Raw genomic sequence first — 26439 nt, forward strand, 5'->3', positions numbered from 1 at the left:
GTGGAAGATGCCGCGGTGATTGCACCTGCGGGCTCACGTCCGGCACAACGTCTTGTCATCGACCGAATCGCATGACAATCTGAAATGGACCTTAGCGGCGTCAGGGGACAGCGCCGCTACGCAGAAAACCACTCCTGCGGATGGCAGCATGTACCGAGGCATGCGACACTGAATTGAGGCCCACCGCGCAAGGAGCACCACCGCATGCTGGACGTCATCGACCACGCGATTCTGCATGCCGCTGGCCAATGGTGGATCTACCCGATCCTGCTCGTGTTCTTCTTCATCGACGGGTTCGCGATGATCGCCCCCAGCGAGACGCTCATCGTTGCCCTTGCAGCCTACTGGCGTCACAGCGGAGAACCCAATCTGTGGATCCTCGGGGCGACAGCGCTCATTGGAGCGATTGCCGGAGACAACGTGGCCTACGTGTTGGGGCGGCGGATCGGCACTGACCGCTGGAAATGGATGCGCCGCGCCAAGGTGCAGAAGGTCTTCGGCTGGGCACGCCACGAGCTCGACAAACGCGGCGCCGTCCTGATCTTCACCGCGCGCTATATCCCCTGGGGCCGCGTGGCGGTCAACTACGTGGCGGGCTCCACGCGGTTCCGCCACCGCACGTTCTTCTGGCTGGACGCCTTCGCGTGCCTCACCTGGGTTGCCTACTCCCTCGGCGTGGGCCTTCTCGCGAGCTCCTTCCCATGGCTGCACCGCAACCCGCTCTTGAGCGTGGTGGTCGCCGTGGTCTTCGCGTTGGTCCTCGGCGTCATCCTGGACCACGCGATCACGGTCTTCCACCGGTGGCGCGATGCGAAGGATGCCGAGCGGGCTGCACAGCGCGCCGCCATGGCCCATCGGGCCCACCTCATCCTTCACCCGGAAGACGCCGCGCCAGACGACTATGCGCCGCACCCGGAGGCGTCCGCTCCGCCAACTGGTGCGCACCACGGCCCTTCCCTAGAGTTGGACCGTGACTGAGCCGATCATCGACGCCGCCCCTGATCTGACCTTCGACCTGCGCACCCTCCCCAAGATCTCCCTGCACGACCATCTCGACGGCGGACTGCGCCCGACGACGATCATCGAGCTTGCGGCGGAGATCGGGCACGGCCTGCCGTCTACCGATCCCGTGGCGCTCGCCCAGTGGTTCCGCGAATCCGCCGACTCGGGGTCGCTTCCCCGCTATCTGGAGACGTTCGACCACACCATCGCCGTGATGCAGACGGAGCCTGCGCTGCGGCGCATCGCGCGGGAGTTCGTCGAGGATCTCGCCGACGACGGCGTGGTCTACGGCGAGGTGCGCTGGGCGCCCGAACAGCACCTGACCCGTGGTCTCACACTCGACCAGGCCGTCGAAGCGGTCCAGGCCGGGATCGAGGAGGGCATCGCAAGGGTCGAGGAGACGGGCCGCGTGATCGCAGTCGGCCAGCTCATCACGGCCATGCGCCACGCCGATCGGGCGCAGGAGATCGCCGAGCTCGCCGTGCGCCAGCGCGACCGGGGCGCGGTCGGGTTCGACATTGCGGGGGCAGAGGACGGCTTCCCGGCGTCCCGCTTCGCCGACGCGTTCACGTATCTTGCCCGCCACAATTTCCCGGCCACTGTCCACGCGGGCGAGGCCGCCGGGCTCGAGAGCATCCAGTCGGCGCTCGTTGACGGCCGCGCGCTCCGGCTGGGCCATGGCGTGCGCATCGCCGAGGACATCGCGGTCGACGAATCCGGCGAGGTCGACGAGGACGGCGTGCCGATTCTCGATGTGAGCCTCGGGGAGCTTGCTGCCTGGGTCCGTGACCGCGGCATCACGCTCGAGATCTGCCCGTCGTCGAACCTCCAGACCGGAGCGATCGCGCGCTGGGGCGAGGACATCCTCGACCACCCGATCGACATGCTCTACGAACTCGGCTTCAAGGTCACGGTGAACACGGACAATCGGCTCATGAGCGGCGTGACGCTCACCGACGAGTTCGAGCTCCTCGTCGAGGCCTTCGACTACGACCTCGACGACCTCCTGGAGCTGACGCTCAACGCGGCGGAGGCAGCGTTCCTGCCGCTCGAGGACCGTGAGGACCTCGTCGAGTACATCAACGAGGCGTACGCGAACCTCGGCGCGTAGCGGTTCCGGGAGGATCTGGGGTGAGTGCCGCCGTCGACCGCCTCGTTGAGGTGGTCCGGCTCCTGCGGGAGCATTGCCTCTGGACAGCCGCGCTCACCCATGCCTCCCTTGTGGAGTACCTCGTCGAGGAGTCGTACGAACTGGTCGAGGCCATTGAGGACGGGCATCCCGAGGCGGAGCTGAAGGGCGAACTGGCCGATGTTCTGCTGCAAGTGGTGCTGCATTCCGAGATCGCGCGGGAGCGTGGTGCGTTCGACTTCGACTCCGTCGCGGAGGCACTGACCGCAAAGATGGTGCGCCGCAACCGCCACGTCTTCACGGCCGACGGCGGCCTTCAGCCGAGCTTCCCCGCGACGGTTGAGGAGATCATCGCCTCGTGGGACGCGGCGAAGGCGGAGGAGAAGGGGACCTTCACGACGGCCGACGGCGGTGACGGCCTCCCGCGGCATCTGCCGGCTTTGGCGTTGGCGGACAAGGCGATCGGGCGGGCTGAGCGCCGTCGTGCTCTGGAAGGAGGGACGGGTGACCCGACCTCGGGCGCACACGCCCCGACTTCGGGCGCCCACGCCCCGACCTCGGCGGGATTCGGGGACGAGGACGAGCTCGGCGAACTGCTGCTCGACATCGTCCGAGTGGCCCGAGCGAAGAATCTCGATCCGGAGCGCGCTCTTCGCTCGGCGGTTCGTCGCACGCGTTTCTAGTCACAGTGTCGCGAGCACCCCGTACGCACACTAGGCTGTGGGTGACACCGAGGTCATCCGCGTGTAACTCACGCGTGCCCAAACGCTCCGATCACCATTGCTCACCATTGCAAGGAGTTCATCCATGGCCCTTATCGATGCCATCCACGCCCGCGAGATCCTGGACTCCCGCGGCAACCCCACGGTCGAGGTCGAGGTCCTCCTGAGCGACGGCTCGCTCGGTCGCGCAGCCGTTCCCTCCGGCGCCTCCACCGGAGAATTCGAGGCAGTCGAGCGCCGCGACGGCGACAAGGGCCGCTACCTCGGCAAGGGCGTCCAGCAGGCCGTCGAGGCGGTCGTGGACCAGATCGCCCCCGCCCTCCAGGGCTTCGATGCGACCGACCAGCGCGCCATCGACCAGGCGATGATCGACCTCGACGGGACGCCGAACAAGTCGAACCTCGGCGCGAACGCGATCCTCGGCGTCTCGCTCGCCGTGGCCAACGCGGCGGCCGACTCGGCGAACCTGCCGCTCTACAAGTACCTGGGCGGCCCGAACGCCCACGTCCTCCCGGTGCCGCTCATGAACATCCTCAACGGCGGCTCGCACGCCGACTCCGATGTGGACATCCAGGAGTTCATGGTGGTCCCGCTCGGCGCTGAGACGTTCTCGGAGGGCCTCCGCTGGGGCGTCGAGGTCTACCACTCCCTCAAGAGCGTGCTCAAGGAGAAGGGCCTCGCGACCGGCCTCGGCGACGAGGGCGGCTTCGCCCCGAACCTGCCGTCGAACCGCGCTGCCCTCGAACTCATCACCGAGGCGATCAAGAAGGCCGGCTACGAGCCCGGCCAGGACATCGCGCTTGCGCTCGACGTCGCTTCCTCCGAGTTCTACCAGGACGGCACCTACCAGTTCGAGGGCCAGTCCCGTACGGCCGCGGACATGAGCACGTACTACCAGGAGCTCGTGCGCGACTTCCCGCTCGTCTCCATCGAGGACCCGCTCGACGAGAACGACTGGGAGGGCTGGAAGACCCTCACCGACGCGATCGGAGACAAGGTCCAGCTCGTGGGCGACGATCTCTTCGTCACCAACCCCAAGCGCCTCCAGCAGGGCATCGACGCGAAGACCGCGAACTCGCTGCTCGTGAAGGTCAACCAGATCGGCTCCCTCACGGAGACGCTCGACGCGGTGTCCCTCGCCCAGCGCGCGGGCTACACCACGATCACGTCGCACCGCTCGGGCGAGACCGAGGACACCACGATCGCTGACATCGCCGTCGCCACGAACGCCGGTCAGATCAAGACGGGTGCCCCGGCTCGGTCCGAGCGCGTGGCCAAGTACAACCAGCTGCTCCGCATCGAGGAGGAGCTCGACGACGCCGCACGCTACGCGGGTCGCGGCGCCTTCCCGCGCTTCAAGGGCTGACCCGGCAGGGCGTCCAGCGGATTGGCTCCGGCGGCGGCTATGGTTGAACGAGACCATGGCCGCCGCTGACGTTTGAAGGGAGACCCATGGCTACGCGACGCCCATCAGTTCCGCGGGCCACCCGGGCAGGCGGTTCTTCCGCGGCAACCCACTCAGCTCCCCGGTCCGCTCAGCCGGAGGCCGAGCCGAGCGCAGCGCCACGCTCGACGACGGCGAGACGACCAGCGTCGTCGGCCGCCCCGACGCGTTCCTCGCGGGACTCGGGGAAGGCGGCCCCTTCGCCGAAGACCCGGCCGTCTGCCGCCAGCCGCGTGGTCCCGCCCGGCCTCGACGATGGGCCGGTTCCTGCGCGGGCCTTCTCTGGGCGCATCTTCGCCCTCATTCTGGTGCTCGTCGCGGTGACGATCATGCTCGCCCCCACGGTCCGCGTGTTCTTCAGCCAACGGGCCGAGATCCAGTCGATTCAGGCGGACATCGCCGCCAAGCAGACGGATCAGACGAACCTCAAGACGCAGATCACCCGCTGGCAGGATCCGGCCTACATCCAGCAGCAGGCTCGGGACCGGATTAACATGGTGATGCCGGGCGAGACCTCCTACTGGGTCTTCGGCGACGACGGCACGTCGTCCTCACCCAGCGGAGCATCGGGCGCCTCCGGTACCGGATCGGCTTCGTCGGGCGTCCCGTGGACCCAAGCCCTCTGGGACGCCGTACGCCGCGCAGGGACGGAGTGAGCCCGCGGCCCGGCGCGCCCCTGAGAAAGGACATCGTGACAGACTCGACCGCTGCGACCCCCGAGGACCTCGAGGTCATCAGCCGCCAGCTTGGCCGTCCGGCGCGTGACGTCGTCGAGATTCCCGCTCGCTGCGTGTGCGGCAACCCGCTGGTCGCGGCCACCGCCCCGCGGCTTTCGAACGGCACGCCGTTTCCGACGACGTTCTACCTTACCCACCCGGTCGTGACCTCCGCTGTGTCGCGTCTCGAGGCGGCCGGCCTGATGAACGAGATGAACGCCCGGCTCGCGGACGATGCGGACCTCGCGAGCGCTTACCGCGCCGCCCATGAGGCCTACCTCGCGGAGCGCCGGCGCGTCGGCGAACGCGCAGGAACAGGTCCCGTCCCGGAGATTGACGGGGTGTCCGCCGGCGGAATGCCCGAGCGCGTGAAATGCCTGCACGTTCTGGTGGGCCAGTCGCTCGCGATGGGTGTGGGCGTGAACCCGCTCGGAGACGAGGCCATCGAGGGCATCGCCGAATGGTGGACCGCCGATCGCTGCTACTGCATCGGGGCATGGGATATCGACGCTCCCGTGCCGAGCAGGGACCTAAGCCGGCACGGGCCTCAAGGCCTGCCGTCGATCACGGGCCGGCCAGCGCCGGTGCGGAATCGTCAGGCCGAGGGAGCAGGGACAGCAGGCGAAGCACAGGGGGAGAGCGCGTGAGGGTTGCCGGGATCGACTGCGGGACGAATTCCATCCGTCTCCTCGTCGCGGACACGACCGAGGGCCAGTCCGGACGTCCTCAAAGCCTGACCGACGTGCACCGCGAGATGCGGATCGTGCGGCTCGGCCAGGGCGTTGACGCCACGGGCCTCCTCGCGCCGGAGGCGCTGGAGCGCACTTTCGCCGCAGTCGACGAGTATGCGGCGACCATCCGGAGTCTCGGCGCCGAGCGTGTCCGCTTCGTTGCGACGAGTGCCACGCGGGATGCGCGCAATCGGGAGGTCTTCGTGGACGGCATCCGGTCGCGCCTCGGGGTCGAACCCGAGGTGGTTCCGGGAGCCGAGGAAGCCGCGCTCAGCTTCGCCGGCGCCGCGAGCGTCCTTCCCCTGGCGGCAGGCAAGCCCATCGTCGTCGTCGATCTCGGAGGCGGCAGCACGGAGTTCGTGCTGGGCGACGCCACGAGCGTCATCGCCGCGCGCTCGGTGGACATCGGCTCGGTTCGGCTCACCGAACGCCACTTGCGCACCGATCCGCCGACGGTGAGCGAGATCGCCGAGGCGGAGGACGACGTCGATCACGGCATCGATGAGGCCCTCGCCGAGGTGCCGCTAGCCCAGGCGACGGCGGTGATCGGTGTCGCAGGTTCGATCACCACGATCACAGCCCACGCGCTGGCATTGCCCTCCTACCAGCCCGAGCGGATCCATGGTGCCGAGCTCCCGCTCTCCGAGGTGGAGTCGGCCTGCGCATCGCTCCTCGCCATGAGTCGTTCTGCCCGCAAGGACCTTCCCTACATGCACCCCGGCCGCGCCGACGTCATCGGGGCGGGGGCGCTCGTGTGGAGGAGGATCGTCGATCGCCTCGCCGACGTGACGGAAGGCCGGATCACGACTGCCATCACGAGCGAGCACGACATCCTGGATGGCATCGCGCTGAGCACGCTCGACCACGCCGCGAGCTGAGGCATGGGAGTCCACAACAACCTGCCCACGACGGCGGCGCGGCTCGCCGCCGTCGTCCTCGCGTCGGTGACCAGCGCGGCGCTTGCCTGCTCGGCTCTGCTCATGCCGGCCGCGCCTGCGCATGCGGACACCATCCGCGATGCCGAGTACTGGATCTCCGAGTACGGGATCGACAAGGCGTGGAGTGTGTCGCAGGGGGCTGGCGTCACGGTGGCCGTGATCGACAGCGGAGTCAACGGGGGAGTGGCGGACCTCAAAGGGGCTGTCTCGGGCGGGACCGACGTCTCCGGCGCGGGTCAGCCCGACGGCCAGGAGCCGATCGGAGCGGAACCGGAGCACGGCACGCTGGTGGCAACGGTGCTCGCGGGCCGCGGGCACAGCCCGGACGGTTCGCCGCTGAGCGGGGGCTCGACGGGTTCTGACGGCATCGTCGGGGTCGCCCCGCAGGCGAACCTGCTCACTGTTTCGACCTGGCTGGGGTCTCCGAACCCGGCCGGCCCCACCGACCTCCAGCAGATTCCGGCAGCGGTTCGCTGGGCGGTGGATCACGGCGCCAAGGTCATCAACATGTCGTTGGGCAGTTCCTCTCCCGATTGGCCCCGGAGCTGGGACGACGCGTTCCTCTACGCAGAGCAGAAGGATGTCGTGGTGGTCGCAGCTGCCGGGAATCGCGGGGGCGGAAGCGTCCAAGTCGGTGCTCCGGCGACGATCCCCGGTGTTCTCACCGTGGCGGGCCTGGACCGGCAGGAGCACGCGAGTGTGGATGCGTCTTCGCAGGGTGTGAGTATCGGCGTGTCCGCTCCCGCGGAGCAGTTGGTGGGAGGGCTGCCGGATGGAACCTACGCCCAATGGGCGGGCAGCTCGGGCGCCACTCCGATCGTCGCCGGGGTAGCCGCGCTCATCCGCGCCAAGTGGCCGGACATGAGCGCAGAGCAGGTGATCAACCGGATCATCTCGACGGCGAAGGACGCGGGTGCGCCGGGCCACGACCCCATCTACGGCTACGGGATCCTCAACGCGGAAGCGGCCCTGACAGCGGACGTCCCGCAGGTCACCGCGAATCCCCTCGGATCAATCGCCGATTGGATCCGCGTCCATCGCCGTGACTCGCCCGCCTCGTCGGCGCCGGCTGCTCCCGCAGCGCCCCCGGCAACTGAGACGCCCGTCGCGGAGGGATCGGCCCCGAGTCCCGTCGCGGCAGCCGATTCGTCGCCGTGGCCGCCTCTCGTCGTACTCGGCTTCGGAGGGCTTGTCCTGGCGATCCTCGTGGGCGGCACGTGGCACCTCTTGACCCTCAGGAGACGCAGGCGCTCGACTGCTAGTGAAAGTTTTCACAAACTGCTACAGTAAGAGCCATGCCTTCCACCATTGATCTCGTCGACCGCCCGCGCGTCCTTGTCGCCGGCGGTGGTTACGTCGGTCTCTACGTCGCCCTCGGTCTGCAGAAGAAGATCGCCCAGGCCGGTGGCATTGTCACCGTCGTCGATCCCATGCCGTACATGACCTACCAGCCGTTCCTCCCCGAGGTTGCTGGCGGCAACATCGAGGCCCGCCACGTGGTGGTCCCGCTCCGCCGCACGCTCCCGGATGCCGAGGTCATCCAGGGCTCGGTCGTCTCCGTCGACCACGAGAAGCGGACTGCGGTCGTGGAGCTGCCCGGCAACGAGGGCACGGTGGAAATCCCCTACGTGGACATCGTGCTGGCCGCCGGCGCGATCACCCGCACCTTCCCGATCCCCGGTCTGGCCGAGAAGGGCATCGGCAACAAGACCATCGAGGAGGCCATCGCCCTCCGCAACCAGGTCCTCGAGCGCATCGAGTTCGCCTCGACTGCCTCGGACCCGGAGGAGCGCAAGGCCGCTCTCACGTTCGTCGTCGTGGGCGGCGGCTTCGCCGGCATCGAGACGCTGACCGAGCTCGAGGACCTTGCCCGCTCGACCGTCGCGGCGAACGATCGCGTCAAGCAGGAGGAAGTCCGCTTCGTCCTCGTCGAGGCGATGGGCCGCATCATGCCCGAGGTCACCCCCGAGCAGGCCGACTGGGTCGTCCAGCACCTCCGGGGCCGCGGCATCGAGGTCCTCCTCAACACGTCGCTCGCCAGCGCCGAGGACACGCTCAAGCTCATCAACATGCCGGACAAGTCCCCGGCGCAGGAGTTCAAGGCTGACACCCTCATCTGGACGGCCGGTGTTCAGGCCAACCCGATGGTGCGTTCCACGGACTTCCCGCTCGAGCCCCGCGGCCGCGTCCGCGTGCTGCCGGACCTGCGCATCGCCGGCGACGAAGGCATCATCGAAAACGCCTGGGCCGCCGGCGACATCGCTGCCGTTCCCGACCTCACGGGCAAGGGCCTCCCGGACGGCACCTGCGTGCCGAACGCGCAGCACGCCCTGCGTCAGGCCAAGCTCCTCGCGAAGAACCTCTGGGCCGCCCGCTGGGACCGCCCGCTCGAGGACTACAAGCACAAGAACCTCGGTGCTGTCGCTGGCTTCGGCCCGTGGAAGGGCGTCGCGAACATCAACCTCGTGGGTCACGTCGGCCTGACCGGCCCGCTCGCGTGGCTCGCGCACCGTGGCTACCACGGTCTCGCGATCCCGACCGTCGAGCGCAAGTTCCGTGTTGGCCTCGACTGGCTCTCGGCGCTGTTCGCGGGCCGTGACAACACGCCGCTCGAGAACCTGGACAACCCTCGCGCGTCCTTCGTCGCCGCCGCGAGCCCGAAGCCGAAGACCATCGCGCCCCCAGTCGAGCCGGCCAAGGCTCCGGCCCAGTAGTTCCGCCTTCGGAACCACACGCATTCGGCGGCCGCTTCCCTCGGGAGGCGGCCGTCGTCGTCTCTCCATGCGCGGACTCTCCTTGTCCGGCCGCGCCGGATTGAGACGATAGGCTGGACGGGCGCCCCAGTAGCCCAATCGGCAGAGGCAGCGGACTTAAAATCCGCCAAGTCAGGGTTCGAGTCCCTGCTGGGGCACGTTTTGCCTATGGTTTGGCGTCCAAGGGTCCATTCAGTTGGCCCGCAGAATTCTCCTAGATATCGTCCAAGAAACTCACCCACGGGGGGTGTTCCGGAGGCAAGGAGTTTCAATGCGGCGACTGCGAGCGGCAATAGTCTGCGCACTAACGGCAGCGTTGTTCTGTGGAGCTGGGGTCGTGGCGGTGCCAGCGTTCGCAGACGGTCCGTCAGTTCGGATTTCGACGACGGACGTGGCCAATGCGCTCCAGGGTGTCACAGCGATCGACCCCTCGTTGCTCGCGGTTGCCCCGCCGTCCCTGCAAGAGGCCGGGTCTGCTGCCGTGGCCGATCTCGGCGATGGTCGGTCCGTTAGGGTGCCTCTGAATCCTGAAGGGACCGTGGAACTTGGCGGTCTTGAGGAATCTGTCCTGTCGATCGGACTACCTGATCGGGATGGAGGGGGCCGTGGAGAGCTGCTTGACGGTGCAGTGGCATTTTCATCAACCAAGCGCAGTTCGAACGCCGTGATCCCCACCCAGATGGGGGTTCAGATGCTGACCTCAATAATGAGCGTCGACGCGCCAACTCGGTACGACTACGAGATAACGTTGGATGAAGGCCAGCGCTTGGAGCTCGCTAACGGCGGCGTCGTTCTCCTCAGTGCGGACGGAAGCGTAGTAGCCGCGGCAGCACCTCCCTGGGCCAAAGATGCGAGTGGCAAGGACATCCCGACCAGGTACGAAGTGGCCGGTCGGACGCTCACCCAGATCGTCGACCATGTGAAGGTGGCTGACACCGCGTACCCCGTCGTCGCGGATCCGCTTTGGTTGGCCCCGTGGGTGGTCAGATGCCTGATGGGGCTTGGCCTGAACTCGGTTCAGATCACGAGGATCGCGCAGTCGGGCTCGATTTGGGCAATCGCTAGCTCGTTCGGATACGCCGCCGTGCGATGTCTTCTAGGGCGTTAGACCGTGGTGGGCAGAAGGCAGCGCCTTGAGCAGCTTCAGGCCGAGTTGGCATCGGTGAACCGCGAGATCAGCGAGCACCCCTTTGCGTCTACCCCCATGCGGGCAGCCCAGTCGCTCATCGACAGCATGCGAGGTCGAGAACCGGAGGCAATCGACGCGGAACTTCAGAAGAACTCTCTGCCAAGCACGCAGGAAGTAGGCAGAATTACCGCCTCTGGAATGAAAAGTTGGGCTCGACTTCATCGGACGAAGATGAAGCTCGAGAAGGGAATTCGAAGACTGACTTAGGGGCGGAGCGGAAGGCTGTCTCCGTTGCCCAAGAAGCGCGATTCCATCTTGTGCAGAAGCCGTTATGAGGCTGTGACCTGTGGTTCTTCTGTGAAAATGATCATTCGATTAGCCTGACCGTGTGATCAGGAACACCTGATTCGTCCTGTCTGGGGTGCGCACGCCCTTCATGGAGGAGAAGAATCGAATGAGTTCACGTCAAGAGGCGTTACCCCGCCTCGCCAAGCTGACCGCTCTTGGCGTTGGGGTGGCCCTCCTCGCAACAGCCTGCGGGGGCTCCTCAGGAACACCGTCAAGCAGCAGCAGCTCAACCTCTGCGGCAGCTGGCGGCATCTCGTGCCCCGCTCCCAGTTCCGGTGCGGGCGCCCAGCCCTCGGGCGGCGCCTCGTCTGTGGCTCCGGCAGATGTGCCCAAGTCCAGCACGGTTTCCCCGACCCCGCTCAAGATCGGTTCGCTCCTGCCGCAGACCGGCGCTCTCGCGTTCCTCGGCCCACCCGAGATTGCGGGTGTGAACCTCGCCGTCAAGCAGATCAACGATGCGGGCGGCGTGCTCGGGCACCCGATCGAGGTCATCCACCGCGACTCCGGCGACACGACCACGGACATCGCGACCCAGTCGGTGACCAACCTCCTCGGCCAGGGAGTCGGAGCCATCATCGGCGCAGCCTCCTCTGGCGTGTCGAAGACCGTGATCAACCAGATCACTGGAGCCGGCGTCGTGCAGTTCTCCCCGGCCAACACCTCGCCCGACTTCAGCACGTGGCCGGCCCACGGCCTGTACTGGCGCACTGCCCCGTCTGATGTCCTCCAGGGCCGCGTGCTCGGCAACTACATGGCCTCATGCGGCGCTCAGACCCTCGGCCTGATCACCCTGAACGATGCCTACGGCACGGGTCTCTCCGACAATGTCAAGAAGGCCTTTACGTCTGCGGGCGGCAAGGTCGTCGACGAGGAGCTGTTCAACGAGGGCGATTCGCAGTTCAGCTCTCAGGTCGACAAGGTCGTGGCTGCGAAGCCCGACGCCATCGCCGTCATCTCGTTCGATCAGGCGAAGCAGATCATCCCGCTGCTCACGGGCAAGGGCGTCAAGCCGACCCAGATGTTCTTCGTGGACGGCAACACGTCCGACTACAGCAAGGACCTCCAGCCCGGCACCCTCAGCGGCGCCCGGGGAACGATTCCGGGCACGTTCGCGAAGGGCAGCTTCAAGACGCAGCTCCAGAGCATCGACCCGAGCCTGAAGGACTACAGCTACGCCGGCGAGTCCTGGGATGCGGTGAACCTCATCGCCCTTGCCGCTGAAGAGGCCAAGAGCACGAAGGGCACCGATATCGCGGCCCACCTCCAGGACGTGTCCGAGGACGGCACGAAGTGCAACGACTTCGCGTCCTGCGTCACGCTCCTGAGGCAGGGCAAGGACATCGACTACGACGGCCAGTCCGGTCCGGTCACGTTCGCCAAGAACGGCGACCCGACCGAGGCCTACATCGGCATCTACAAGTTCGATGACAAGAACGTGCCGCAGCCGGTGAGTGAGGAATACGGCAAGCTCTCCTGAGCCCAGGCTCCTGAGCGCGATCCGTTCCAACGCGATCCGTTCCAACTAAACGGGCCCGTCCCCCCCCACAGCGGGGACGGGCCCTTTTACCTTGGAATGGGGTCTTAGCGGCCCTCGTCCTCGAGCGTTTCGGCAAGGGTTCCGAGGTATAGCTGGATCACCTTGGGGTCGTGGAGCAGCTCTCGACCCGATCCCGTGTAGGCGTCCCGGCCTTGATCGAGCACATAGCCGCGATCGCAGATCTGCAGGCAGCGCCGGGCGTTCTGTTCCACCATGATGACGGAGACGCCCGCGCGGTTGATCTCGTGCACGCGCAGGAACGTCTCGTCCTGCTTGACGGGGGAGAGGCCGGCGGAGGGCTCGTCGAGCAGGAGGACCGCGGGATCCATCATGAGCGCCCTGCCCATCGCCACCATCTGCCGCTCCCCGCCGGAGAGCGAGCCCGCCCGCTGGGCCCGCCGCTTCCCGAGCTCGGGGAAGAGGTCCGTGACGAAGTCCCAGCGCTCCTTGAAGTTCTTGGGACGTTGGAACATGCCCATCTGCATGTTCTCCTCGATGGTCAGCGAGGTGAACACGTTGTTGGTCTGGGGCACGAAGCCGACCCCCCGGCTCACAAGCTTGTTGGCCTTGAGGCCCGTGAGGTCTTGGCCGCGGACCACGACGGAGCCCGAGTGGACTTTCACGAGCCCGAACATCGCCTTCAGCAGGGTCGACTTGCCCGCCCCGTTCGGGCCGATGATCCCGATGAGCTCGCCCTTCCTCGCCTCGATGCTGCAGCCGTTGAGGATGTTGACTCCGGGCAGGTAGCCAGCCACCAGAGCGGTGACCTTGACGACCGAGTCGCCCTCCGCCGTCGTCGTCCGCGTCGAAGCGGGGCTTGCGCTCTCGCGGCTCATGGACGTTCCTCCTTTGTTTCGCTCCGGCGTGCATCAGCGGGCGCCTCGACGGAAAGCGTCTCTTCGTCTCCGATCACGTGGCTCTCCGAGAGGATGCCCGCCTCCTCGGTGCCCACCACCGACTCTGAGTCCGCGGCAAGCTCCTCTTCGAGCTCCTTGACGCCCCCGGCAGCGCCGAGGTCGACGTCGTGGTGCGCGCCGAGGTACGCGTCGATCACGGCCTGGTCCTTCATGACCTCGGCGGGCGGTCCCTCGGCGACGACCTTGCCCTCGGCCATGACCACGACCCAGTCGGCGATGTGCCGGACCATGTGCATGTCGTGCTCCACGAACAGCACGGTCATCCCGAGCGCCTTGAGGTTCTTGATGTGGTCGAGGAGGCTCTGCGAGAGGGCCGGATTGACGCCCGCCATGGGCTCGTCCAGCATCACGAGCTTCGGGTTGACCATGAGCGCCCGTGCCATTTCGAGGAGCTTCCGCTGACCCCCCGACAGGGAGGCGGCGTAGTCGTCGCGCTTCGTGTCCAGTTTGAACTTCGCCAGGAGCTCCTCGGCCTGGGCCGTGATCTCCTTCTCGCGCCTTCCCCAGACGCCGCGGAACAGGGCGTTCCGGAGCCTCTCGCCGGGCTGCTCCGACGCACCGAGCCGCATGTTCTCCAAGACGGTGAGCTTGCCCATCACCTTGGTCAGCTGAAAGGTGCGAACCATGCCGAGCCGCGCCACCTTGTAGGAGGACATTCCGGCCAGGTCGGTGCCTTCGAACTGCCACGTCCCCGTGTTCGGGGTGTCGAAACCCGTGAGTAGATTGAAGAGCGTCGTCTTGCCCGCGCCGTTCGGACCGATGAGCGCCGTGATCTTGTGGCGCGGGATTTCAAGGTGCTCGACGTCGACGGCGTTGATGCCGCCGAAGCGCCGGCTCACGTTGTCGGCCACGACGATGGGATCCCGCTTCTTGCAGCCGGGTCCGCCCGGACCCTCGGCGATGGGCCGGGTGTCGGTCATGTAGTCGACCGCATCCGCGGTGGTGGTCTGAGAGTCGCTCATGAGAACGCGAGCTCCTTCTTGTTGCCGAAGACGCCTTGGGGCCTGAAGATCATGAGCAGCATGAGGGCCACGCCCACGAGGATGTAGCGGAGCTGGCCGGCCTGGGTCGGGCTGAGGAACGGCAGGACCCCGATCTGGATGAGGCCGAACAAGATGTTCTGCGTGAGCGAGAGGACGACCCAGAAGAGCATGGCCCCAATGACCGGGCCGAGGACCGTGGCCATCCCGCCGAGGAGGAGGCAGGTCCACAGGAAGAACGTCAGCTCCGTGCCGTAGTTGGCGGGCTGGACCACATCGCGGGGGAGCGTGAAGACCAGGCCGGCGAGGGCGCCGCAGATGCCGCCGATCACGAGGGCCTGCATCTTGTACGAGTACACGTTCTTGCCGAGAGACCGAACGGCCAGCTCGTCCTCGCGGATCCCCTTGAGGACCCGCCCCCAGGGGCTGCGCATGAGCAGCCACACAATGACTCCGAGGATCACTACGAGGCCCCATCCGAAGACCCTGTAGAAGAAGTCCGGGCTGCTGTAGCCCAGGTAGTTCCCGGGAGGGAAGGGGTTGAGCCTCAGGAAGTCCTGACGGAAGCCTGCGAGCCCGTTTGCCGAACCCGTCACGTCCGTGAGGCTGTTGGTGGTGACGATGTACCGGATGATCTCCGCCGCCGCGATGGTGACGATCGCGAGGTAGTCGGCCCGAAGCCGGAGGGTGGGGATGCCCAGAATGAGCGCGAAGATGACCGAGGCGATGATCGCCACGATGAGCCCAAGCCAGAACGGCGCGCCGAAATGGATTGTGGTCATCGCGAAGCCATAGGAGCCGACGGCGATGAAGCCCGCCTGCCCGAAGTTGAGGAGGCCCGAGTAGCCGAAGTGCACGGCGAGGCCGAGCGCGGCGAGTGCGTAGGCCGCCGTCGTCGGGCTCACCATCTCGCCGAGCGCCTCGGTGAGAATCTGTCCGAAATCCATGATGGGAGCCTCCTTAGCCCACTCGCTCGCGTCGTCCCAGGATGCCCTGGGGCCGGAACAGGAGGACGAGGATCATGATGACCAGCGCCCCGACATACTTGAGATCGGCCGTCACGCCGAACACTGTGGTGAGTTCCACGAAAATCCCGACGACGATCGAGCCGACGAGCGCCCCGAAGACGGTGCCGAGGCCGCCGAGGGTGACGCCGGCGAAGATCATGAGCAGGATCTGCTGGCCCATGTTGAACGTCACCCCGGGCCTGTAATACGCCCAGAGGATGCCGCCGAGGGCGGCGAGGAGGCCTCCGGTGACCCACACGAGGCGGATCACGCGGTCCACGTCGATCCCGCTTGCGGCCGCGAGGGCCGGATTGTCCGCGACTGCGCGCGTCGCCTTGCCCAGCCGCGTCTTCAGCAGCAGGAATCCGATGAGGCCGATCACGACGGCGGAGATCACCAGGGATTGCAGGTTGAGCGGTGAGACCGAGACCGGGCCAAGATCGATGTCCTGCACCTGCGATCCGGGAAGCTGCTGGGTGGCCCCGCCGAAGAAGAACAGGATCACATAGCGGGCGGCGAGGGCGAGACCGATGCTCACGATCATCATCGGGACCAGGCCGGTGCCCCTCCGGCGGAGGGGCTTCCAGAGGAACGCGTCCTGCACATAGCCGAAGACCGCCCCTGCGAGGAGGCCCACGATGATCGCGAGCCAGAACGGCGCACCGATGCTGCTCAGCGCGAAGACGACGACGGCGCCGAGAGTCACCATCTCGCCGTGCGCGAAGTTGGTGAGGCCCGTGGTGCCGAAGATGAGCGAGAGGCCGACCGCGGAGAGGGCGAGGAGGAGCCCGAAGCTCAGGCCAGCCACCAGTCTGTTGAGGAGCGTCGAGATGAAACTCTGCTGATGGACGGTGATTCCCGCACCGAAGGCGAAGATGGTGCTCACGTTGGAGGTCTGGTTGAACGTGACCGTCCGCGGATTCTCCTGCCCCTCGGCGAGCTTCACGCCGGAGGGGAGGGTGGATTCGTCGATCCCCACTTCATAGCTGCCCTGGGTCGGCACCGAGATCCGCCAGGACCCGTTGTCTGCCGAGGTTGTGCTGCCCTCGAAGCCGTTCCCTTTGACATTGATCTTGACGCCGCCGATCCCCTGCCCGTTGTTGCGCAGAAAGCCGGAGATGGTGTTCTGGAACTGGGATGAGCCCGAACCGCTCGGGGCAGGCGACGGCGATGTCGTCGCCTCCGCGGAGGGCGCGAGGACGAGGAAGAGGGCAAGGAGAAGGCCGATGACGGCGCCGGCGGCGGAAAGGGGCCGCGCGAGCCGCGCCGGGTGGGCGGCTAGGCCTGGTCTATTCACGTGGTGGACCTCCGGGTTTCGGGGTCTGGCCGGACGAGGCCGGCGGTGCGGACGGACCCGCAGATGCGACACGTGATGCCACGGTTTGGTACGACTGTGACGCGTCTCACCTGCTGAGACGCCATGTTACTCGGCGGAAGCAGCACTGGATGAGGCGCAGACACGGCACGAGGTTGAGATCGTGTAACGACTCGCTCAGGGGGATATGGGGAGGCTCTGGGGCGCCGCGGAGCCCCGCGCTTAGGTCACCCGCTCAGGTCAGAGGTACAGGCCGAGGTCGCTGTCGCGGCCCTCGGGCTCCGCGACGGCGTGGACGTCGCGTTCGCGGAGCAGGATGTAATCCTTTGTGGCCACCTCGACCTCGGCCCGGTCCTCGGGGTCGAAGAGGACGCGATCGCCCACGGAGACCTGCCTGACGTTGGGTCCTGCCGCCACGACATGGGCCCACGAGAGGCGTCGACCCAAGGCGGCGGTCGCCGGGATCACGATGCCGGACGCGGAGCGGCGCTCGCTCGAGTCCTTGTCGAGTTCCACGAGGATCCTGTCGTGGAGCATGCGCAGAGGCAGGCGTGACGGCGACTTCCTCGCCGAAGAGGCGGCGGCGCGGGCAGGGCTCTCGGAGGCATCGGAGTGGGGCACGGCCCTTAGTTTAGGCCCTTAGTTTAGTTGGCGCGGGAACCGTGAGGCGTCAGCGCTCGTGCTCTTGGTAGCGTTTTGAACGCAGCACCTAGCACCTTCATCACCGCACCTCATGAGTACAGGAGTTCACTATGGCCCTTGGTGGCAACCCCGTTTTCCGGGGGAAGAACTTCAGGAGCGCCGTCAGCACGGCGCCTCCTGTCCCTCCCTCGCCCTATGGACAGTCCGTCATGACCGCGGATCAGCTCGACGAGCTGTACCGCGCCCCGTCTGCCGGACCGGCTCAGACCGGTCGCATTTCCTACGACGACGTCATCGTCAAGACCCTCGCCTGCCTCGCGTTAGTGGTGGTCGGGGCGGCCGTGACCTTGGCGATGCCCGCCGGCCTCCGCCTCGGCCTCATGATCCTCGGCGGAATCGGCGGCTTCGTCCTCGCGCTCGTCAACACGTTCAAGCGCGAGCCCGTGCCCGCACTCATCCTCGCCTACGCAGCCCTCGAGGGCCTGTTCCTCGGAGGCCTGACGGCCCTCATCGACTACGCGGGCAAGGGTCTCGGCCTGCAGGCCGTGCTCGGCACGTTCGCTGTTGCCGGCGTCACGCTTTTCCTCTACCGCAGCGGCAAGGTCCGTGCGACGCCGAAGCTCGCCAGGTTCTTCCTCATCGCCATGGGCGGCTACCTGGCTTTCAGTGTCCTGAACCTTGTCCTCATGCTGTTCGGGGTCGTCCAGAACCCCTGGGGCCTGCGCAGCGGCATGGTGGGCATCGGAATCGGCCTGGTGGCCGTGGTCCTCGCGGCGATCTCGCTCATCTTCGACTTCAACAGCATCGAGGACGCCGTGCGCTTGGGTGCCCCGCGTCAGGTTTCGTGGACTGCCGCCTTCGGCCTCACGGTGACTCTCGTGTGGCTATACACCGAGATCCTCCGTCTGCTGGCGATCTTCAACAGCAGCGACTAGGCCTCAGCGGACCATCGATCACCGAGGGCGGGTTGCGGAGGAAATCCGCGCCCGCCCTCAGTCGTGCCGGCAGAGTCCACTACGGAGTCCCGGCACGGAGTTTCCTCTTCAAGGTGAAATAAGTGCTTTCACCTTCCCTTAGCCTCCTTGAAGGCGCCCCGAAGGGGAACGCCTTCCGGAGGGGGAACAGCAGTGGACCATGTCTTGCGCACGCGCGCCGCCTTTATGGCTGCGCTGCTCGGAATGCTGCTTGCGGCGATCTTCTCCGGGTCCGGGATGGCGATGGCGTCGCCGAGCGAGGGCGGCGACGTGGAGGCTGGCTCCTCGCCCGTGGCTTCGATGGAAGCAAACGTGACGCCGGCACCCGCAGAACCGGGCCCCACTCCGCCGTCGGCGCCGGAGACCGTGCCTCCGTCGCCGTCAGAACCGCCTCCGGCAGCGCAGGAGACCGCGGCACCGGCTACCCCGTTGGCCGAGCAGCGGGTTCCGGTGCCGGTCCCGGTTCAGCCTCCCGCGTTGCCAGAACCACGGGACGAAGCGAGTGCTCCCTCCAGTCGGTCTCCGCAGCCTGAGTCGATTCCGCCGGCAAGCGCCCGCCCTTCCTGGGTGCCGCGAGCCCCCTCTGCGCCAGATTCGGCGGGCGCCGATCCGAGACCAGCAGACCCGAGCGTGGAGGTGCACAGCGGCGCGCCCATTGTGTCCATCCCAGGTCCTGAGACCGGTCCACTGCCCCTTGCCCTTGACACCCCCCGAGGCTCAGTCGAGGCGACGACGGCGCCGTTCCTGGCCGCCGTCGCCATCGGGGGAGTCATCGCGACCGTGACGATACGCTCGGCCGGACCAGCGCTTCACCGTCCTGATTAGGCGAGGCGCCTCGCGCCGTCAGCCGGGCTGACCGTGAAGAGTCGCGGGGCCCGGAAGCCCCGCTCCAAGAATGCGGCGGAGACGGCGTCCCGCACCCGGGCTTCGTCCTCTGCCGGGACGAGAGCTATTGCCGACCCGCCGAAGCCGCCGCCAGTCATGCGGGCTCCGATCGCTCCTGCAGCACGGCTTGCCTCGACAGCTGTATCCAGCTCGTCGCAGGAGATCTCGAAGTCGTCCCGCATCGAAGCATGGCTCGCATCGAGATAGGGAGCGATCGCCGTGGGGCCAGCGGTCCGCAGGGCCTCCACGGTGTCGAGGACTCGCTGGTCCTCCGTCACCACGTGACGGACGCGCCGGAAGGTCGTGTCATCCATGAGGGCCCGAGCCTCATCCAAGTCGCCGAGGGCAACGTCGCGCAGCGCCTTGACGCCGAGGACCTCGGCGCCCAGCTCGCAGGCGGCCCGCCTGCTCGCGTAGCCGCCGTCGGCATGCGAGTGGGCCACACGGGTGTCGATGACCAGGGTGACGAGCCCTGCGCCGGGGGCGTCGAAGGGGACCAGCTCCACGCTCTGGTCCCGGCAGTCCAGGAACACCGCGTGCCCAGCCTTGCCCCGCAGCGACGCCGACTGGTCCATGATCCCGGTCGGTGCACCGACGAACGCGTTCTCTGCGCGCTGGGTCGTGAGGACGAGCTCAGGGGCGTCGAGCCCTGCGCCGGTCAGCTCGTTGAGGGCGGTGGCCACGGCGCATTCGATGGCGTGTGAGGACGAGAGCCCCGCGCCGAGCGGCACGTCGGAATCGAGCACCACGTCGAAGCCCGGCACCGCGATCCCGCGTTCGCGGAGCGCCCACACGACCCCTGCGGGGTAGACGCTCCAGCCTCTGGCATCCTCCCGTCGGATCTCACCGGGGGAAAGCTCCGTCACACCCTCCGAGCCTGCCGTGGAGAAGAGGCGGATGACACCGTCGGGGCGGACGCGGACCGCAACCCGGGCGGCGAGATCGATCGCGAACGGCAGGACGAATCCCTCGTTGTAGTCGGTGTGCTCGCCGATGAGGTTCACGCGCCCGGGCGCGGTCCACACGCCGTCGGCTCCGCCGTCGAACACGTCTTTGAAGGCGCCGACCACGCGCTCGATCGCCCCGCTCACCGGGCACCTCCGGCAGCCGCGACGGCGTCGCGCAGGCGGGCAGCCACATCCTCCGCGCGGGTGTCGTTGATGAAGGCGCCCATGGCGGCCTCCGATCCTGCAAGGTACTTGAGCTTGTCCGCCGCGCGGCGTGGTGACGTGAGCTGGAGATGGAATCGCGAGGCGGGACGGAGCTCGGGATCGATCGGGGCCTGATGCCACGCCGCGATGTATGGGGTGGGCGTCTCGTAGAGCCCGTCCATCCCGCGGAGCAGCCTCAAATACACGTCGGCGAGTTCGTCCTTCTCTTCGCCCGACAGCCCGGCGAAGTCTGCCACCTGACGGTGGGGGACGAGGTGGAGCTCGATGGGCCATCGCGCCGCGAACGGGACGAAGGCGCTGAAATGGCGTCCTTCGAGAACCATGCGCTCGCCGCTGGTCCGCTCCCGGTCCAAGACCGAGCCGAGGAGGGTCTGGGTTCCGTCGGTCGCCTCGAAATGGCGCTCTGCCGCGGCAGCGAGCTGCGTGCCTCGCGGGGTCAGGTACGGATACGCGTAGATCTGGCCGTGGGGATGGTGCAAGGTGACCCCGATTTCGGCGCCGCGGTTCTCGAAAGGAAAGACCTGGCGAATCCCCGGCAGGGCGCTGAGCTCCGCCGTCCGGTGAGCCCAGGCCTCAACGACCGTGCGTGCTCGGGTATACGAGAGGGAGCCGAAAGACCCCGTGTGCTCCGAGGTGAACGAGACCACCTCGCAGCGTCCCACAGCGGAAGTGCTCCGTCCCCAGGGAAGCTCCGAGGGAAGCTCCGCGAGCGCGGGCCCGAGCGACGGGAAGCGGTTCTCGAACACCACCACGTCATAATCCGGGTCCGGGATCTCGGAGGCGAAGGTCGGCGACGTGGGGCATAGGGGACACGCATCGGCCGGCGGCAGATGGGTCCGGCTCTGACGGTGCGCCGCCACGGCGACCCAGTCTCCGCTGAGCACGTCGAAGCGCAGCTCGCCCGGTTCGGGGCGCGCTGGCAGCTCGCGGGCGTCAGGAACGGGGACGCGCTGCGGTGTGCCGGGGTCATCGAAGTAGAGGAGCGTCCTGCCGTCGGCGAGCGAGCTTCGCGTGACGACGGGGGACAGGCTGGCAGCTGTGGTCATGCGGGGCTCCCGGTGGCGGCGTGGCTGCCGATCTTAGAAGTCTCGGCAAGGATGACGTGGGGGATTCGGTCGTCGAGCTCCCGCCTGGCGGCGGCGGAGAGGCCGGTGTCAGAGATGAGGGTGTCGGCGCGCTCGAGCGGCGCGATCTGGGCAAGGCTCAGCAGGCCGTACTTGGTGCTGTCCGCGAGGACCACGAGGCGCGCGGCAGCGTTGGCTGCGGCGCGGTTGGTCTCCGCCTCGAGCAGGTTGGGCGTGGTGAGGCCTCCCCGCGGGTGCAGCCCGTGCACGCCCATGAAGCAGATCTCCACGTGGAGCTGGGAGAGGGACGAGGTGGCGAGCGGCCCCACGAGGGCTTCCGACGGGGTGCGCTCGCCTCCTGTGAGGATGGTCCGCACTGAGTTGCCAAGCGCCTCGGCAACCTTGATCGAGTTGGTGGCGACGGTGAGGTCGGGGACGGTCGGAAGGAGCTTCGCGAGGGCGAAGGTGGTGGTGCCGGCCGTCACGAAGAGCGTGGCGCCTGGCCGCACGAGCGCGACTGCCTCGTGGGCGATCGCCGACTTGGTGTCTGCATGGTGGCCGAACTTCACCTCGAAGCCCGGCTCGGAGAACGCGAAATCCACGACGCGGGCGGCGCCTCCATGGACGCGTCGGGCCAAGCCCTGGCTTTCGAGCTGCTCGATGTCCCTCCGGATGGTCATCTCGGAGACCGAGAGGGACGTGGCGAGTTCCGCGACGCGGACGGCCTCCCGCTTCTCCAGCTCGGCGACGATGCGCGCGTGGCGCTCAGCTGCCAGCACGGTTCCCCCCTCATTCACAGCAACTCAACTTTTCTAACAAAACATAACATTTCTCGCTGCCGATGAGAAGAGTCTGATGCCTGTATTACGGTGAGGGTTCATGAGCCCCGAGAGCCTTCCTTCGCGCCGCCTCGCCGCCACCGGCCGCCAGTACCGCATCGAGCGCGGCGGGAGCGCCGCCGTCGTCACCGAGCTCGCCGCGGGCCTGCGCGCGTTCGAAGTCGGCGGAGTCCAGCTCACCGAGACCTACGGCGACGCGGACATCGCACCGGGTGCCGCCGGCATCACCCTCGCTCCCTGGGCGAACCGGATCGAGGGAGGGCGCTGGACGTACGACGGCAAGGCCCAGCAGCTCGACATCACCGAGCCCTCCCACAACAACGCGAGCCACGGGCTCCTGCGCAACACCGGGTATGAGCTGATCGACCGCGGGGCGCACTGGGTGGCGCTCGAAGGCGTCGTCTTCCCGCAGCACGGCTATCCGTTCCTCGTGCGGCACCGCGTCCACTACAGGATTGACGACGACGGCGGCCTCCGCGTGCGCCAGACCCTCGCCAATGATTCGGGCCGGGCAGCGCCGTTCGTCCTCGGCGCGCATCCCTATCTGCGGCTCGGGGACCTTGAGACCGGCGAGCTCACCCTCACGGTCCGAGCCAGGGCGCGCCTCATCGCGGACGAGCACCTGATCCCGCGCTCCACGGGCCCAGCCGAGGGCGACTGGGATCTCTCGGCTGGCCGACGGATCGGAACGCTCAGCATCGATGCGGCCTACACAGACCTCGAGTTCGAGGACGGGATCGCCAAGGCGACGCTCACGGCTGCGGACGGCCGATCCGTCTGGCTGTGGCAGGACGAACGCTGCCGCTACACCCACGTCTTCGTCTCTCGGAAGTTCCCCGGACGCAGCGTAGCAGTGGCCCTCGAACCGCAGACGGGGCCCGCGAATGCCTTCAACAGCGGTCAGGACCTCGGCTGGCTCGAGCCCGGCGAGGAGGCCTCAGTGGAATGGGGTGTGGGCGCGGCCCTCTGACAGGATGGAGCCATGTCAGCCTCCGACGCACCCCGGACCGACGTTTCCCAGACTTCCCCTGCCTATCGCCGGGTGAACGACTCCGACCTCCCGTACGCGCTGCGCATCGCCGCAGCCTGGTCATGGCGGCTCGCGATCATCCTGGTGGTCGTGACCGCTCTCGTGTGGGGCCTCGCGCAGCTGAGCTTCCTGGTGATCCCGGTGCTCGTGGCAGCGCTCCTCGCGGGGCTCCTCAGCCCTGTGGTGAACGCGTTCGTCCGCGCGCAGGTCCCCAGAGGCGTAGCCGTCGCGATCACCGAACTCGGCTTCATCGCCCTCGTGGCGGGACTCCTCACTCTGGTGGGCCGCCAGATCAGCGCCGGGTTCGCCCAGCTCTGGGACGAGGCGATCGCGGGCCTCTCCGAGGTGCAGAAGTGGCTGTCCGAAGGACCGCTGCAGCTCACCGCCACACAGCTCCAGACCTACATCGACGACGCCCAGCACGTCCTCCAGAACAATCAGGGCACGCTCGTCAACGGCGTGCTGAGCGTCGGAAGCTCCGCGGGCCACATCATCACGGGCGCCCTCATCGCGCTCTTCGTGCTCGTGTTCTTCCTGCTTGAGGGGGAAAGGATCTGGACCTTCCTCGTGGGACTGCTCCCGCGCGCTGCGCGCCCGGCAGCGGACGGAGCCGGACGCGCCGGCTGGGTCTCGCTCGTGAGCTATGTGCGCGTCCAAGTGCTCGTCGCTGCAGTGGACGCCGTCGGAATCGGCGTCGGTGCCGCGGTCCTCGGGGTTCCGCTCGCGCTCCCGCTCGGCATCCTGGTCTTCGTCTCGTCCTTCATCCCGGTCGTCGGCGCCCTCATCAGCGGTGCCGTGGCCGTCCTCCTCGCCCTCGTGGCCAACGGACTCGTGAACGCGGTCATCATGCTCGTCATCGTGGTGGCCGTGCAGCAGATCGAGAGCCATGTGCTCCAGCCCCTCGTCATGGGGCGCGCCGTCGCCCTGCATCCGGTCGCCGTCGTCCTGAGCGTTGCCGCAGGGTCCTACCTCGCGGGCATCCCAGGGGCCCTGTTCGCGGTGCCCACGCTCGCCGTCGCGAATTCAGCTGTGCGCTACATCTCCGCCCGAGCATGGGAGACTGATAGGGCGCCCGCGGCTAGAGCTGAGGTTCCCTCAGAGGCTGCGGGCGCAGCAGAATCTGACGCGACCTCCTAGGAGTGCCACCCATGAATGCCCTCTCGACTCTCGCTGTGACGCTGGACGATGTCCTCGCTGCACAGGAGATTCTCCAGGGCATTATTGCGAGGACGCCGATTGAGACGTCGAGAGCGTTGGGCCAGATGGTCGGCGGCGACGTGTTCTTCAAGTGCGAGAACCTCCAACGGGCGGGTTCCTTCAAGGTGCGCGGCGCCTACGTGCGGATGGCGCGGCTCGATCCCGAGGAGAAGGCCCTCGGCGTGGTGGCGGCCTCGGCCGGCAACCATGCGCAAGGCGTTGCCGTAGCCGCGAAGCGCCTCGGCATCCGTGCCCGGATCTACATGCCGCTCGGCGTCGCCCTCCCCAAGCTCCAGGCCACCCGGAGCCACGGGGCCGAGGTCATCCTGCACGGGCACAATGTGGACGAGGCGCTTGCCGAGGCCAAGCGGTACGCCGACGAGACGGGCGCCGTGTTCGTGCACCCGTTCGACAACGTGGACGTCGTTGCTGGCCAGGGCACGGTGGGTCTCGAGATCCTGGAGCAGATCCCGGACGTCGACACGATCCTCATGGGCGTTGGCGGCGGCGGCCTCCTGGCCGGTGTCGCCGTGGCCGTGAAGGCCAAGGCCGCCGAGCTGGGCCGCGAGATCCGGGTCATCGGCGTCCAGGCGGAGAACGCCGCGGCGTACCCGCCCTCGCTCGCCGCGGACGCCGTCGTGCCTCTTCAGAAGGTCGCGACGATGGCCGACGGCATCGCCGTCGGGCTGCCCGGGCAGATCCCGTTCAGCATCATCCGCGAACTGGTGGACGACGTGGTGACCGTCAGCGAGGACTCCCTCGCGCGGGCCCTCATCTTCCTGCTCGAGCGGGCCAAGCTCGTAGTGGAGCCCGCGGGCGCAGTCGGCGTCGCGGCGCTCATGGACGGAAAGCTCGCCGAGCTCGGCATCCGTCCCCACAAGACGGCCGTGATCCTCTCCGGCGGGAACATCGATCCGATGCTCATGCTCAAGGTCATCCAGCGGGGCCTCTCTGCCGCCGGCCGGTTCCTCACGGTGCGCATGATGCTCGACGATCGCCCCGGCTCCCTCGCCACCATCTCCCGGATCATCGCCGAGAACGACGCGAACGTCACCGGCGTCGACCACACCCGCGTCGGCGGCTCCATCGCCATGGGCGACGTGGCCATCACCATCGACATGGAGACCAAGGGTCACGAGCACTCAGAGCAGCTTCTCGGGGCCCTCCGCGCCGAGGGCTTCCAGCCCATCGTGGTGCACGTCTGACGTTCGGGAGACGGGGATGGGGCTTCCGGACCGGATCGCGGGACGCGCCCGCGCGGGCCTTGCGACGATGGCCGCCGTCACCGTGGTCCTGTATGTCATCGAGGCCGTCAACATGGCGACGGCGGGCCTGCTCACCGTGGACTTTGGCATCCGCCCGCGGGACCCGTCGAGCCTTCCGGACATCGTGACGGCGCCCCTCGTCCACGATGCGTCCAGCTGGAACCACCTCCTGGCGAACACGCTGCCGCTCGTGGTGTTCGGGTTCCTGGCCTTCTTGGCCGGGCTGCGGCAGTTCCTCACGGCCGTGGCGCTCTCATGGCTCTCATCCGGGATCGGCGTGTGGCTGTTCGGAGGCAGCGCCTTCGGGCCGCCAACCGTGACCGTGGGCGCCTCGGGCGTCATCGTCGGCCTGTTCGGGTTCCTGCTGGTGCGGGGCTTCCCGAACCGCAGCTGGGGGCAGGTGCTCCTCGCGGTGGTGCTGTTCATCGCGTACGGGTCGGTGCTCCTCGGCGTCCTTCCGACCGTCGGCCGCGGCATCTCCTGGCAGTCGCACCTGTTCGGGCTGGTCGGCGGGGTGCTGGCCGCCGTCGTCCTCCGCCCTCGGAGCGGGGCGAAGCGCCAGCCCGCCTGACCGAGCGGCGCCCCCCAACGTGGGGGGGGGGGGGGGCGCGCCCGGGACGGCGCCGCGGGGGGGGCGGGCGGCCGCCGGCCCCCCCGGCCCGGGGGGGGGCGGGCCGCCGCGGGGGGGGGGGGGCGCCCCGCG

25 protein-coding genes and 1 tRNA gene are annotated in these 26439 nt (G+C 67.8%); 17 read left to right on the plus strand and 9 right to left on the minus strand.

Annotated features, from left to right (window positions below; all coding sequences use genetic code 11):
* Nucleotides 1-204: 204 nt before the first annotated feature.
* From ACTHL9_RS11720 to eno, 4 genes are all read left to right on the plus strand, one after another.
* Nucleotides 205-978: a VTT domain-containing protein gene (locus tag ACTHL9_RS11720; RefSeq protein ID WP_440519265.1), complete on the plus strand. Its 774-nt coding sequence runs from the start codon at nt 205-207 to the stop codon at nt 976-978.
* The gene (locus ACTHL9_RS11725) at nt 971-2113 is read left to right on the plus strand and encodes an adenosine deaminase (protein WP_440519267.1); all 1143 of its coding nucleotides are present in this window, start codon (nt 971-973) and stop codon (nt 2111-2113) included. The genes ACTHL9_RS11720 and ACTHL9_RS11725 overlap by 8 nt, the downstream gene beginning before the upstream one ends.
* Nucleotides 2114-2133: 20 nt before the next feature.
* Nucleotides 2134-2814 (plus strand): MazG nucleotide pyrophosphohydrolase domain-containing protein, encoded by a 681-nt coding sequence (locus ACTHL9_RS11730; RefSeq protein ID WP_440519269.1) that lies wholly within the window; start codon nt 2134-2136, stop codon nt 2812-2814.
* A 124-nt stretch (nt 2815-2938) separates the two neighbouring features.
* Entirely contained in the window at nt 2939-4219 is a 1281-nt protein-coding gene (gene eno, locus ACTHL9_RS11735; RefSeq protein ID WP_440519270.1) for a phosphopyruvate hydratase, read from the plus strand.
* A 169-nt stretch (nt 4220-4388) separates the two neighbouring features.
* Here eno and ACTHL9_RS11740 read toward each other — a convergent pair whose 3' ends face one another.
* On the minus strand, nt 4389-4589 hold the full coding sequence (locus ACTHL9_RS11740) for a hypothetical protein (RefSeq protein WP_440519272.1): 201 nt from the start codon (nt 4587-4589) through the stop codon (nt 4389-4391).
* A gap of 16 nt (nt 4590-4605) precedes the next feature.
* Between ACTHL9_RS11740 and ACTHL9_RS11745 the strand changes: the two genes are divergently transcribed.
* From ACTHL9_RS11745 to ACTHL9_RS11780, 8 genes are all read left to right on the plus strand, one after another.
* Entirely contained in the window at nt 4606-4953 is a 348-nt protein-coding gene (locus tag ACTHL9_RS11745; protein WP_440519273.1) for an FtsB family cell division protein, read from the plus strand.
* Between the two features lie 35 nt (nt 4954-4988).
* The gene (locus tag ACTHL9_RS11750; protein ID WP_440519275.1) at nt 4989-5660 is read left to right on the plus strand and encodes a DUF501 domain-containing protein; all 672 of its coding nucleotides are present in this window, start codon (nt 4989-4991) and stop codon (nt 5658-5660) included.
* Nucleotides 5657-6622, plus strand: coding sequence for a Ppx/GppA phosphatase family protein (locus ACTHL9_RS11755; RefSeq protein ID WP_440519277.1), 966 nt, complete (start codon nt 5657-5659; stop codon nt 6620-6622). Before ACTHL9_RS11750 ends, ACTHL9_RS11755 begins: the two co-directional genes overlap by 4 nt.
* A 3-nt stretch (nt 6623-6625) precedes the next feature.
* Nucleotides 6626-7972 carry a S8 family serine peptidase gene (locus tag ACTHL9_RS11760; RefSeq protein WP_440519278.1) on the plus strand — a complete coding sequence of 449 codons (1347 nt, stop codon included), beginning with the start codon at nt 6626-6628 and terminating at the stop codon, nt 7970-7972.
* A gap of 5 nt (nt 7973-7977) precedes the next feature.
* The gene (locus ACTHL9_RS11765) at nt 7978-9396 is read left to right on the plus strand and encodes an NAD(P)/FAD-dependent oxidoreductase (protein ID WP_440519279.1); all 1419 of its coding nucleotides are present in this window, start codon (nt 7978-7980) and stop codon (nt 9394-9396) included.
* A gap of 123 nt (nt 9397-9519) precedes the next feature.
* Nucleotides 9520-9593: transfer RNA gene (locus ACTHL9_RS11770), tRNA-Leu, on the plus strand.
* 233 nt (nt 9594-9826) lie between these two features.
* Nucleotides 9827-10543 (plus strand): hypothetical protein, encoded by a 717-nt coding sequence (locus ACTHL9_RS11775; RefSeq protein ID WP_440519281.1) that lies wholly within the window; start codon nt 9827-9829, stop codon nt 10541-10543.
* Nucleotides 10544-11018: 475 nt separating this feature from the next.
* Nucleotides 11019-12389, plus strand: a complete 1371-nt coding sequence (locus ACTHL9_RS11780; RefSeq protein WP_440519282.1) for an ABC transporter substrate-binding protein — start codon at nt 11019-11021, stop codon at nt 12387-12389.
* A gap of 104 nt (nt 12390-12493) precedes the next feature.
* On the opposite strand, the gene ACTHL9_RS11785 is transcribed toward ACTHL9_RS11780, so the two are convergent.
* The 5 genes from ACTHL9_RS11785 to ACTHL9_RS11805 form a co-directional block, all read right to left on the minus strand.
* On the minus strand, nt 12494-13285 hold the full coding sequence (locus ACTHL9_RS11785; protein ID WP_440519284.1) for an ABC transporter ATP-binding protein: 792 nt from the start codon (nt 13283-13285) through the stop codon (nt 12494-12496).
* Entirely contained in the window at nt 13282-14328 is a 1047-nt protein-coding gene (locus tag ACTHL9_RS11790; protein WP_440519286.1) for an ABC transporter ATP-binding protein, read from the minus strand. Before ACTHL9_RS11790 ends, ACTHL9_RS11785 begins: the two co-directional genes overlap by 4 nt.
* A complete protein-coding gene (locus tag ACTHL9_RS11795) occupies nt 14325-15293 on the minus strand; it encodes a branched-chain amino acid ABC transporter permease (RefSeq protein ID WP_440519288.1) in 969 nt (322 codons plus the stop codon). The genes ACTHL9_RS11790 and ACTHL9_RS11795 overlap by 4 nt, the downstream gene beginning before the upstream one ends.
* Before the next feature lie 13 nt (nt 15294-15306).
* Nucleotides 15307-16581, minus strand: coding sequence for a branched-chain amino acid ABC transporter permease (locus ACTHL9_RS11800; protein ID WP_440519301.1), 1275 nt, complete (start codon nt 16579-16581; stop codon nt 15307-15309).
* A 327-nt stretch (nt 16582-16908) separates the two neighbouring features.
* A complete protein-coding gene (locus tag ACTHL9_RS11805; protein ID WP_440519302.1) occupies nt 16909-17205 on the minus strand; it encodes a GroES family chaperonin in 297 nt (98 codons plus the stop codon).
* 215 nt (nt 17206-17420) lie between these two features.
* Between ACTHL9_RS11805 and ACTHL9_RS11810 the strand changes: the two genes are divergently transcribed.
* Nucleotides 17421-18245, plus strand: a complete 825-nt coding sequence (locus ACTHL9_RS11810; protein WP_440519289.1) for a Bax inhibitor-1/YccA family protein — start codon at nt 17421-17423, stop codon at nt 18243-18245.
* 860 nt (nt 18246-19105) lie between these two features.
* On the opposite strand, the gene galK is transcribed toward ACTHL9_RS11810, so the two are convergent.
* Genes galK through ACTHL9_RS11825 form a run of 3 tightly spaced genes read right to left on the minus strand, consistent with a single transcriptional unit; the run spans nt 19106 to nt 22184 of the window.
* On the minus strand, nt 19106-20260 hold the full coding sequence (gene galK, locus ACTHL9_RS11815; RefSeq protein ID WP_440519291.1) for a galactokinase: 1155 nt from the start codon (nt 20258-20260) through the stop codon (nt 19106-19108).
* Nucleotides 20257-21387, minus strand: a complete 1131-nt coding sequence (gene galT / locus ACTHL9_RS11820; protein WP_440519292.1) for a galactose-1-phosphate uridylyltransferase — start codon at nt 21385-21387, stop codon at nt 20257-20259. Before galT ends, galK begins: the two co-directional genes overlap by 4 nt.
* Nucleotides 21384-22184, minus strand: coding sequence for a DeoR/GlpR family DNA-binding transcription regulator (locus ACTHL9_RS11825; protein ID WP_440519294.1), 801 nt, complete (start codon nt 22182-22184; stop codon nt 21384-21386). Before ACTHL9_RS11825 ends, galT begins: the two co-directional genes overlap by 4 nt.
* A gap of 100 nt (nt 22185-22284) precedes the next feature.
* Here ACTHL9_RS11825 and ACTHL9_RS11830 point away from each other — a divergent pair, with 100 nt between their 5' ends.
* The 4 genes from ACTHL9_RS11830 to ACTHL9_RS11845 are packed head-to-tail and all read left to right on the plus strand — an operon-like array spanning nt 22285 to nt 26307.
* The gene (locus ACTHL9_RS11830; RefSeq protein ID WP_440519296.1) at nt 22285-23214 is read left to right on the plus strand and encodes an aldose 1-epimerase family protein; all 930 of its coding nucleotides are present in this window, start codon (nt 22285-22287) and stop codon (nt 23212-23214) included.
* A 12-nt stretch (nt 23215-23226) separates the two neighbouring features.
* Nucleotides 23227-24411 (plus strand): AI-2E family transporter, encoded by a 1185-nt coding sequence (locus ACTHL9_RS11835; RefSeq protein WP_440519298.1) that lies wholly within the window; start codon nt 23227-23229, stop codon nt 24409-24411.
* Nucleotides 24412-24422: 11 nt separating this feature from the next.
* Nucleotides 24423-25676, plus strand: a complete 1254-nt coding sequence (gene ilvA / locus ACTHL9_RS11840) for a threonine ammonia-lyase (protein WP_440519299.1) — start codon at nt 24423-24425, stop codon at nt 25674-25676.
* 16 nt (nt 25677-25692) lie between these two features.
* A complete protein-coding gene (locus ACTHL9_RS11845) occupies nt 25693-26307 on the plus strand; it encodes a rhomboid family intramembrane serine protease (RefSeq protein ID WP_440519300.1) in 615 nt (204 codons plus the stop codon).
* The last annotated feature ends 132 nt before the right edge of the window (nt 26308-26439 follow it).

The sequence above is a fragment of the Sinomonas sp. genome (genome assembly GCF_051955515.1).
Lineage (GTDB): Bacteria > Actinomycetota > Actinomycetes > Actinomycetales > Micrococcaceae > Sinomonas.